Here is a 10,326-nt window from a genome sequence, read left to right as displayed (position 1 = left end):
TGCAGGGGGCACCAGCAGAAGGGAAACACCTCCCGGCGCCGATCCGCCATCAGGCGGGTCGGCGATTTGCTTTGTGCGCACCTGTATCGCGGGCCGCCCTGGCCAGGCGGGCTCGCCTGCCGGCAGCGCGCCGCCCTCAGTACAGTGGCGGGGTGTCGGGTGAGCAGGTGGGCGCGCGGGTGGACATCTGGATCTGGTCGGTACGGCTGACCAGGACTCGTTCGATCGCGTCCGACGCCTGCCGGGGCGGTCACGTCCGGGTCAACGGGGTGCGGGTCAAGCCCGCGCACGTCGTCCGGGTCGGTGACGAGGTCCGTCTGCGGCACGAGGGGCGCGAACGCATCGTGGTCGTCTCCCGCGTCATCACCAAGCGCGTCGGCGCCCCCGTGGCCGCCGAGTGCTACGTCGACAAGAGCCCCCCGCCTCCTCCGCGCGAGGAGGCCGTGGCGGTCGCCGTTCGGGCTCGTGGCGCGGGACGTCCCACCAAACGCGAGCGCCGCAGCATCGACAAACTGCTCGGGCGTCCGGGAGCGGAGGGACGGAACCGCCGGACGCCGGAGTGAACAGGCATCCCGCACCGACCTGGTGCGGGCGTTCTCCCGTCGCCCACGTCGGCGGCGCTGGTCTCCGTCGGCCTTCTGGCCCTCAGGAACACCACCGCACTGGAGAAGTGCTGAGCCCGGCTTCGCCGGACGGGATCGCCGTGCGTCAGGAGATGGACCGGAGCCGGCCGTGGGACTGGCGCTGGAGTTGCTCGATGGCCTCGGCCGTCTGGTCGTCGGCCGGAAGGAAGACGACGACTTGTTGGGCCTCCATGGGGAGTTCGAGCGTCTCACGAAGCAGCCGAAGCTGGTGCCCGGCCGGGTGGTTGAGCCGGAGAACGCCACGTCGCGGCACCACATGACGGTTCAGGCGGCGAGTGAAGTCGGAGCCGGCGACGGGTGTGAGCTCCGCGGTGAGCCACTCGAGATTCTCGAGGGACGGCGCCTGCCACAGGTCGAAGGCCTGCTCGTCCGCGACCTCGTCCCAGTCGACGAAGAACGTCCGGGCGCGGGGGTCGGTGAACAGGTAGCGGTTGAGGTTCGGACGGGCGGAGTCGAGCAGTCCGGTTCCGCTGGTGACCAGACGGTAGCCGCTGGTGTGGGCGAGGACGTCGCCCAGCCGGTTGGTCACGATGGCCACGCCGGGTTCGAGGAGGCCGAGTGTCCGCAGGACAGCCGGGCGCACGCGCCGGGGCGGTGGCACGGGCCGGATCTGGACGGAGCATCCGTCACCGGTGATCTTCGCGAGGTAGCGCAGGTGGTTGCGCTCCGAGGGGTCGAGGCGGAGCGCGTCGGCGAGGGCGTTGACGACCGCCAGCGATGGATTGCGGTCGCTGCCCTGCTCGATGCGGGTCAGATATTCGACGCTGATGCCGGCCATGGTGGCGAGATCCACCCGGCGCAGACCCGGTGACCGGCGGCGGCCGCGGTCCGGCAGTCCAAGGGATTCCGGCTGGATGCTGTCGCGCTTGGCCCGGATGAAATTCCCCAGTGGCGTCCCCACGCCGACAGGCTACCCGGCCTCCCTTTGATCGCGCAGTGTCTTATCGCGTGGTGTCTCATCACGCGCTCATCCTGAGGTTCCTCATCCTCTCGTGCGGAGGGTAGCCCTCAGAGGGCTAGCCTGAGCACGGCCTGGTTGCCGGCAGCGGCGCGGCTTGATGGTGGTGTTCATGGAGAACACGTCGAGACGGCGTTCCGGTCAGGCGTTGCTGGTATGGGGACTGCTCGTGGTGGCAGCGAACCTGCGGGCGAGTCTGACCGGCGTCGGGCCGTTGCTGGATCGCATACAGGCTGATCTGGGTCTGGCCCCGGCCGTGGCGGGCCTGCTGAACACGCTGCCGTTGCTGGCGTTCGTGGCCCTGTCTCCACTGGTGCCTCGACTGGCCGCGCGGTGGGGAGCCGAGCAGCTCCTCGGGGCTGCGCTCGTGGTGCTGACGCTGGGGATCGCGCTCCGGTGGGTGCCGACGGCAGCCGGCCTGTTCGCGGGAACCGTGCTGATCGGGGCGGGCATCGCCGTGGGCAACGTGCTGCTGCCCAGCCTCATCAAGCGCGATTTCCCCACCAAGGTGGGACTGCTCACCAGCGCTTATGCCACTGTGATGGGCGGTGTCGCCGCAGTGGCGTCCGGGGTGGCGGTGCCGATCAGTGAGGTCGCTCCCGGCGGCTGGTACACCGCGTTGGGGTGCTGGGTCGTGTTCGCGCTGGTGGCTGTCCTGCTGTGGATTCCCCAGATGCGGGCTCCGCGGCGGGCCGCACAGGCGATTCGCGGACACCGGTTGCCGTGGGGTTCCGGGCTGGCGTGGGCGGTTACGGCCTTCATGGGATTGCAGTCGCTGGGCTTCTACGTCGTCGTGACGTGGTTGCCCCAGGTTTTCCAGGACAACGGCATGAGTGCGGCCACCGCGGGATGGCTGCTGTTCCTGTTCCAGGCGGTCGCGGTGCTGACCAGCCTGGCGGTGCCCGGCGCGCTGCGCTGGGCGCGTGACCAGCGCGCGCTGGCGACGATCTGCTCGGCGGTCATGCTCCTCGGTTACCTCGGACTTTTCGTGGCGCCGGGATTGGCGTTGCTGTGGAGTGTCATCCTCGGGCTGGGCGGTGGAGCCTGCCTCGTCCTCGCGTTGGCCTTCATGAGCCTGCGCGCCCAGGACGCGACCGTGGCGGGCGCGTTGTCCGCGATGGCGCAGTCGGTCGGCTACCTGCTGGCCGCCGTGGGGCCGGTGATTTTCGGGCTGCTGCACACGATGAGTTCCGGCTGGCAAGTGCCGATCATGTTGATGTGCGTGGCCGCGGCCGGCCAGACGCTGGTCGCCCTGGTGGCCGGCTCGGGCACGGTGAGCTCGGCCGACAGCCAGGTGCCCGATCGCGTCCCCGCGCCCGGACACTGATCCAGCCGACGGCGGGGCAACCGAACGTGGCGGATGGCGCGGCCGCGATGAGCGTGCTGAGCGACAGGAGGCACTTCGGCGGCCACTCGGACGACCTGCGCGCCGTGTGCGAGGTGGGAGGTGTTCCTCTGCCGCGCAAGGTTCTCGTCCCACGTCCCTGTCGCCGTCCCGGGGCCGCCGTCGCCGGGGCCGACCCGGTGCTGCTGATCGTCGCGGTATCGTGCCACCGGCGGGGTTCGCCGGGCATCGGCGACGGCGTCCGTTCGCCCGGTCGATGAAGTCGGGTTCTCGGCCCGTCCGGCAATCACGCCGGGCCGAAGGCCGCGGGACCGGTCAACGGGGCGAGCATGTTGAAGACCGCCGGCACGCCGAGTCGCCTGCGTGCCGGGAGAGCGTGACGCACCGACGGATGGAGCACGGGGGAGACCCACAAGGCGTGACCCGCCTCGGCGAGCACTCGCGGCACCGCCGCCGGCGGAAGGTCGACGACGACGACCGGTTTCCCGGGCAGGTCCGCAGGAACGCAGCCGAGTTCGGCGAGGTCCAGGCCGTCCGAGAGCGCGAAAGATTCCGCTTATCGTCTCCGAGCCGTGCCGACTGTGGTTTCCCGGGCGGTCATCGCTGCTTCTTCACTGTTCTTTCGCGTCAAGCGTTCAAGTCGGCAACGGCGCCGGCCAAGTCCAGTTCGCACCCCCGTGGGCGGGCCATTCCTCGGTGCTGAGAGGAAAGCCATCACTGGCCGGGTGAGAGTCAGCGCTCAAGAAGTCAGCGCCCGGGGGAAAGCCGGCGCCGCGGGGGACAGGAGCGTCGAGGGGGAACAATGTTACCGATCGCCATCGACCGGAATTCACGGCTGACCATGACCGAGCAGATCCAGTCAGCCATCCGCGGATGGATACAGGACGGCACCCTGCATCCGGGTGTCCGGTTGCCGTCGAGCCGCGATCTCGCCGGAGACCTCGGGGTCTCGCGCAGCGTCGTGGTCCAGGCCTATGTACAGCTGATCGCCGAAGGCTACCTCCGGGCCACTCAGGGGTCGGGCACCAGGGTGGCGACCCATCTGCCTCATCTCGGCCGACCCGGGAGCGAGCCGGCCAGAAGCACGGAACCCCGTTTCGACCTGCGGGTCGACGCGACAAGCACGGTGTTCTTCCCCTCACGTGAATGGTTGCAGGCCTACGAGCACGTGGGCCGATCCATCGGTGAACCCGGCCCGCGGCGGCACCCCCTCGGTGTTCCGGAACTGCGAGCCGAACTCGCGGCGTACCTCGGCCGTTCCCGGGGAGTCCTGGCGACCGCGGGGGAGGTCGCGATCACCGCGGACTCCGATCACACCGTCGGCGTCGTGTGCCACGTCCTCCGCGAACTCGGAAGCAACCACATCGCCGTCGAGAATCCCGGCGCGCCCTGGCAGGCCAGGCTCGCCGAGCAAGCCGGCCTGGCGGTGACCGCTGTGCCCGTGGACGGCGAGGGCATCGACGTCGACGCGCTCGAGCGGTCGGGGGCGCGCGCGGTCCTGGTCACTCCGGTGTCACAGGTGCCGACAGGGGTCGTGCTGTCATCGCGCCGACGGGAGGCGCTGCTGCGCTGGGCCGCCGACGTGGACGGCTGGGTGATCGAATACGACCGGGACGGGCACCTGTGGCTCGGCGTCGGCAGCGGTCCGCTCGCCCTGCAACGGGACTGTCCGGAACGGGTGATCTACGTCGGGGCGACCGGGGCCCTGCTCGGTCCGTGCGTACGGCTCGGCTGGGCGGTGGCGCCGGCCTCGGTGGCGGACCGGCTCGGCCGGATGCAGTTGGGCGCCCCGGACCCGCTCACCCAGCTGACGTTCGCCCACTTCGTCTCGTCTGGCGTGCTCGATCAGCACGTCCGACAGGTAAGGAGCATCTTCCGGGCACGGCGCTCGGCGCTGCGGGACGCCGTCGAGCAACACCTGCCGGGCGCCAGGATGACCGGCGTGCCTGCCGGTACCCACGCGTACATCCAGTGTCCCAGCGGAGTCGACGACGTCCGGCTGACCGCTGTCGCGCGGGCGAGGTCGGTCCTCGTGCATCCCGGCAGGCACTTCCAGCTCGGCCGCCGTCCGTCCGCACCCGGCGTGGTGGTCGGCTACGGCGCGGTGCGCAGTGGCCAGCTCCCGGATGCCGTCGGTGTGCTCGCCGCCGCGATGCGCCAGGTCACCGGTTTGCTCGCGTCGTGACGCGGGGCGGGTAGCCCGCCGCCATCGTCATGCCGTCGATGGCGGCGATGCTCTCCGGGTGGAACGGCACACCCTCGATGGGCAGGTCCCGCTGGCGCGGTCCCGTCAGCGGGCCTGGTCCTCGCCGGAGTGGGCAGATCCTCCCGCAGGAAGACCTCCTCGGCGCCGAGCCGTCGCCACAGCTCGTTTCGCACCGGCGGCCTTTGGCGGTGGTCCGCATGGGGATCCCCGTCACGGCGATATCCAGTAATTCGTCATTCCGGAAATCGGCCACATCCTTTCTCGCCTGCAAATGCATCAAACGCCATCTTTGTAGGGCAGACCATTCAATGCCCGACTGACCGGACCACTCGGACAATTCATTGCCTGTCGGCGAGGGATTGTGATGATCTGCTCTGCGTGACGAATTCCGAGTTGCTCGTCTCCTGGCGTGACGCGCCCGCGACGCACCAGCCGGAGTGGCCGGACCTCGCAGCCCTGGGGCATGTGCTGGCCCGGCTGGCGGCCGCGCCCGGTCTGGTGACGCCGAGCGCATGCGACAGCCTGCGGTCCAGGCTGGCGGCGGTGGCCGACGGTGAGGCGTTCGCGTTACAGGGCGGCGACTGCGCGGAGACGTTCGACGGCGTGACCCCGGACGCGATCCGCAACAAGACCAAGACCTTGCTGCAGATGGCCGTCATCCTCACCTACGCGACGGCGAGGCCGGTCGTGAAGATCGGCCGGATGGCGGGGCAGTACGCCAAACCGCGCTCCAGTCCCAGCGAGGCCCGGGACGGCGTGACGCTCCCGGTGTATCTGGGCGACGCGGTGAACGGCTTCGCCTTCGACCCGGCGGCCCGGGTGCCGGACCCGGCCCGGCTGTGGCGGATGTACGAGGCGTCGCGGTCCACATTGGACATCGTGGCCGGCCACGCGCGCGACGGATACGCGGGCCTGGACCAGCTGCACCGATGGAACAGGGACTTCGTGGCGAGCTCGCCGGCAGGCGCCCGCTACGAGGAGCTGGCCTACAAGATCGACCACGCGCTGCGGTTCATGGGCGCCTGCGGGGTCCAACTCGACGAGCTGCGTTCGGCCGAGATCTTCGCCAGCCACGAGGGCCTTCTGCTGGACTACGAGGACGCGCTCACCCGCGTCGACCCCGGGAGCGGGCTGAGGTACGCCACCAGCGGTCACATGCTCTGGATCGGCGAGCGTACGCGCGCGTTGGACAGCGCGCACGTCGCCTACTTCCGGAGCATCGCGAACCCCATCGGAGTCAAGCTCGGCCCGACGACCACGCCGGCCGAAGTCCGCGCCTATGTGGACATCCTCGATCCGGAGCGGCAGCCGGGGCGGTTGACCTTCATCACCAGAATGGGTGCGCGGCGGATCCGCGACCGACTGCCCGAACTGGTCCGTGCCGCCCGGGAGACCGGCGGGAGGCCGGCCTGGATCAGCGACCCCATGCACGGCAACACGTTTCTCGCGCCGAGCGGCCACAAGACCCGGCACCTCGCTGACATCCTCGACGAGGTACGCGGATTCTTCGAGGTGCATCGCGCCCTCGGCACCCACCCCGGTGGCATCCACGTCGAGTTCACCGGCGAGGACGTGACCGAGTGCATCGGTGGCGGCACCGGAATTCAGGCCGATGACCTGCACCACCGTTACGAGTCGACGTGCGACCCGAGGCTCAACCGCAGCCAGGCTCTCGACCTGGCCTTCGAGATCGCCGAACTCCTGTGACCACGCGCCCGCTGTGGGCCGGATTCGATGCTGCGATCACGCTCTGCCACAAGACATGGAGGGGACAGTGAAAACCGTAGGGGTGGTGGGGGCCGGCGTCATCGGAGCCTGCGTGGCTTTCTCCCTCGCGCAACGCGGGGTGCGGGTTCATTGCGTGGAGCGCGCGCGACCAGGGATGTTGACCACGGATGTCAGCTTCGCGCGGTTGAGCGCCTACCAGCAACCGACATACCCGCGGTTCGAACTGAGCCACACCGGGATGATCGAACACCTGCGCTTCGCCCGGCAGTTCGCCTCCGCGCCCTGGTGGCATCCCACCGGCAGCTTGGCGTGGAGTGACACAGCCGGCGCGGGCGGCGCCGGCACCGGCGAGTCGTTCGTGGAGGTTGTCGATCGACTCAGCGCTTGGGGTTATCGCGCGATCTGGTGCGAAGCGGCCCGGGTGAACCGGGAGTGGGAGCCGGGCATCGCGTTCTCGGACGCTCAAGCACCGATCGTGCGATTCCCGGACGAAGGATGGATCGACGGGCCGAAACTGGTCTCCACATTGCTCGAGACCGCGAAGCAGTCCGGCTGTCTGCGGTTGTGGAACGGCAAGGTCGAACACGTCGAGGTCAACGGCGACCGAGTCGTGGCGCTCCGGCTGGAGAACCAGGATCGCATCGAGGTCGATGCCGTCGTCAACGCCGCCGGCCCGGAGGCCGTCGCGGTGGCCGAGACGCTCGGAGCTCCCCTGCCCGGGGCGGTCGCGACGCGCAGCAGCCTCGTGATCGACCTCGCTACCGACGGCGATCCCGTGAAGCATGTCCTGCGCGGGGCGGAGGCGCATGTCAGGTCGGCGGGGCCGGGCCGCGTCCGGGTGCGATCCGATCAGGTCGATGCCCGCCTTCCGGCCGGAAACCCGGCCGAGCCCGGCGACGAGATCGTCAAGGACCTGCTGGAGCGGGCGTACCGCACGGTTCCGGCGTTGGCGTCGTCCACCGTCGAGCGGACTCGCGTCGGCACCGCGGTGTTCCCGGCTGACGGCTTTCCCAGCGTCGGCGCGCTGTCCGGCGTCTCCGGCTACTACGAGGCGTTCGCCAACAGTGGCATCACTCTCGCTCCGTTCATCGGGCGAACCCTGGCAACGCAGATCGTCACAGGGGAGATCCATCCCCTGTGGGCCCGATGCTCGCCCGATCGTCTGCGGGCGGCGTCGTAAGGGTCATCGAGAGAGCAAGGCGCATCATCGCGTACATCGATTGGGGGACAGGTGTCTGCATTTCCAGAACTCAGAGAGCTCACCGCCAGGTTCATTACCGAGGAACCCTCGGAAATCCAGAAGATGCGAACCGGAAAGCTTCCCGACCTGCCCGGGTCGTACGATCAGTACTTCACCGCCTGGGATTTCGCGAACAGCATCGTCCGCGACTATTCCATGAACCTCTACCAGCTGGTGAAAATGGCGACGGACGAGAGCCTGTCCGTCGAGAACGTGCTCACGGTCTTCCGCACGCTGGATCCCATCTACAGCACCTTCCTCGGCTACAACGGCTTCCCGACGCTGGCGGAGTACGCCGTCAAGGTCGGGCAGCCCGCAGCCGATCGCCGAGAGCTCGTGGACAGGCTGTCGACGTTCACCGAATACGTGAACCGGTTGACCGCCTGGTCGCATCACTACTTCCCGTGGCACGTCGGCGAGCACTACCGGTACGCCTCGAGCGACGTCACGACGCGGCCGGACTACATTCCCGCGCCGGTCGACGCCGAGGGAGACCCGCTCCGGCGCCTTCCCATCAAGCTCACGTGGCAACCGCTGGGGATCGAGGTCGACGCCGAGCTTGCTTACGATCTCAATGAGCAGCTCTGCGTGGACTTCATCAAGTCGCTGCCGTTCACGGTGCTGCAGGACCACGCGGTCGTCAGCGGCGAGTCCATGTACGCCTGGGTGCCGCTGGTGAGCGTGGCGCCGACGCCGGTCCGGGAACGCATCTGCGACGCGCCCATCGGCAGGCTCCGGTTCAGCCAGGCGACGGGTAACAAGCTCGTCGTCCAGTACGGGCCGACCTCGGAGACACTCAGCAGTCCCGTGCTGGGCAAGGTGATCGACGATCACACGTACCGGCTTCCCGAGGTCGGCAAGGCCGTGTGGGAGAGCACGTTCCGCACGAAGGAACACATCTGGCTCACTGTCGAGCTCCTGTAGCGGCACCACGTGTCAGGACGCGTGGCCGGCCGGAGAAAAGGTGAAGGCATGACCAGCACATCAAACAAGCCGACCAGGGATCTGCTGTTTCCCGAGCTGAGCGACTCGATCGAGGAGCGGATCTCCTGGTTCCAGGAGATGCACAAGAACGAACCGTTACGCTTCCGCCCGGAGCACAACCTCTGGGAGGTGTTCCGGTACGAAGACGTCAATCACGTGCTCAAGAACCCCGACACCTTCTCGGTGACGAACAAGACCCACATGGGCCTGCCGTTCTCCTTCGGCCGGGCGGACATACCGGAGCATCGCTTCCTACGAGGTTTTGTGGCGCGATCGTTCGTCCCGGGAAACATCGAGAGCCGGGCGCCGGAATTCACCTCGATGGTCGACTCGCTGCTGGCGAGCGCCCTCGCCTCCGGCAGGATGGAGATACTCGGGGAGCTGTGCTACCCGCTCATGGAGCGCGTCATCGCGGACATGTTCGGACTGCGGATCACGGGTGCCGGCCGTTTCCGTGAGTGGTCCGACCAGATGTTCGGCCAGCTGATCGGAGTTCGTTCTCCGGATCACGCCGACGTGGTCGAACTGTTCACCGAGCAGCTCGACGCGCGTAAGCGCAACCCGGGCGACGACCTGATGAGCGTGCTGCTCGCGGAGCGGAGCAAGGACGGACGATTGGCGGAGGAGAAAATCGTCCACATGTGCCTGGATCTGGCAACCGCCGGCAACGCGCCGCTTTCCCTCATGCTGGCCTACGCCGTTGCTCGCTTCTGCCTGGACCAGGAGTTCTACCAGACGCTGCGGCGGGACCCCTCGCTGATTCCGGGGGCCATCGAGGAGATCCTGCGCTACGACTTCTCGTGGTTCAACCTGTGGCGTACGGCACGGCACGACACCGTCCTCGGCGGGCACGAGATCAAGGCGGGTCAGTACGTGGTGGTCTGGGACTCGGCGGCCAACTTCGACGAGAGCTACTTCCCCCACGCGCAACGATTCGACATCAGGCGCTCCCCGAATCCTCATCTGACCTTCGGGCAGGGCATGTACATCTGTCTTGGCCTGCCTCTGGTGCGGGTGCTGGGGCGCATCGTGCTGGAGCGGCTTGTCGCCTCCTTCTCCGACATTCGCTTCGACTCGGACAGGCCCATGCGCTCTCTGGATCAGATGAAGGACTACATCGTGTCGATGGATGTGGTCGTGACGCCGTCGGCCGCGACCGTCTCCTGACGTCCTGGCCGCCGGCCCGCGACGAGGGCGGCACAGGTGGCACGACGAGGCGGC

10 protein-coding genes are annotated in these 10,326 nt (G+C 68.5%); 8 read left to right on the top strand and 2 right to left on the bottom strand.

Annotated features, from left to right (window positions below):
• Positions 1–152: 152 nt before the first annotated feature.
• Positions 153–563 (top strand): RNA-binding S4 domain-containing protein, encoded by a 411-nt coding sequence (locus tag AAH991_RS34770; protein ID WP_346230178.1) that lies wholly within the window; start codon positions 153–155, stop codon positions 561–563.
• A gap of 145 nt (positions 564–708) precedes the next feature.
• On the opposite strand, the gene AAH991_RS34765 is transcribed toward AAH991_RS34770, so the two are convergent.
• The gene (locus AAH991_RS34765; protein ID WP_346230177.1) at positions 709–1,545 is read right to left on the bottom strand and encodes a helix-turn-helix domain-containing protein; all 837 of its coding nucleotides are present in this window, start codon (positions 1,543–1,545) and stop codon (positions 709–711) included.
• 157 nt (positions 1,546–1,702) lie between these two features.
• On the opposite strand from AAH991_RS34765, the gene AAH991_RS34760 reads away from it, so the two are divergent.
• A complete protein-coding gene (locus AAH991_RS34760) occupies positions 1,703–2,929 on the top strand; it encodes an MFS transporter (RefSeq protein ID WP_346230176.1) in 1,227 nt (408 codons plus the stop codon).
• Positions 2,821–3,207: a beta/alpha barrel domain-containing protein gene (locus AAH991_RS34755; RefSeq protein WP_346230175.1), complete on the top strand. Its 387-nt coding sequence runs from the start codon at positions 2,821–2,823 to the stop codon at positions 3,205–3,207. The genes AAH991_RS34760 and AAH991_RS34755 overlap by 109 nt, the downstream gene beginning before the upstream one ends.
• A 26-nt stretch (positions 3,208–3,233) precedes the next feature.
• Here the strand turns inward: AAH991_RS34755 and AAH991_RS40575 are convergent, their stop codons facing one another.
• The gene (locus tag AAH991_RS40575; RefSeq protein WP_428834062.1) at positions 3,234–3,440 is read right to left on the bottom strand and encodes a hypothetical protein; all 207 of its coding nucleotides are present in this window, start codon (positions 3,438–3,440) and stop codon (positions 3,234–3,236) included.
• Positions 3,441–3,749: 309 nt separating this feature from the next.
• On the opposite strand from AAH991_RS40575, the gene AAH991_RS34750 reads away from it, so the two are divergent.
• The 5 genes from AAH991_RS34750 to AAH991_RS34730 all read left to right on the top strand — a co-directional run bounded on the left by AAH991_RS34750 (position 3,750) and on the right by AAH991_RS34730 (position 10,272).
• On the top strand, positions 3,750–5,132 hold the full coding sequence (locus tag AAH991_RS34750; protein WP_346230174.1) for an aminotransferase-like domain-containing protein: 1,383 nt from the start codon (positions 3,750–3,752) through the stop codon (positions 5,130–5,132).
• A 399-nt stretch (positions 5,133–5,531) separates the two neighbouring features.
• Positions 5,532–6,860, top strand: a complete 1,329-nt coding sequence (locus AAH991_RS34745) for a class II 3-deoxy-7-phosphoheptulonate synthase (protein ID WP_346230173.1) — start codon at positions 5,532–5,534, stop codon at positions 6,858–6,860.
• 67 nt (positions 6,861–6,927) lie between these two features.
• Positions 6,928–8,061, top strand: a complete 1,134-nt coding sequence (locus tag AAH991_RS34740) for an NAD(P)/FAD-dependent oxidoreductase (protein ID WP_346230172.1) — start codon at positions 6,928–6,930, stop codon at positions 8,059–8,061.
• Positions 8,062–8,112: 51 nt separating this feature from the next.
• Positions 8,113–9,045: a cucumopine synthase-related protein gene (locus AAH991_RS34735; RefSeq protein WP_346230171.1), complete on the top strand. Its 933-nt coding sequence runs from the start codon at positions 8,113–8,115 to the stop codon at positions 9,043–9,045.
• Between the two features lie 48 nt (positions 9,046–9,093).
• Positions 9,094–10,272, top strand: coding sequence for a cytochrome P450 (locus tag AAH991_RS34730; RefSeq protein ID WP_346230170.1), 1,179 nt, complete (start codon positions 9,094–9,096; stop codon positions 10,270–10,272).
• Positions 10,273–10,326 lie beyond the last annotated feature (54 nt).

It is taken from the genome of Microbispora sp. ZYX-F-249 (assembly GCF_039649665.1).
Classification (GTDB): Bacteria; Actinomycetota; Actinomycetes; order Streptosporangiales; family Streptosporangiaceae; genus Microbispora; species Microbispora maris.
Note: the sequence above shows the minus strand (reverse complement) of the source record. Positions and strands in the feature narration are given on the sequence as shown.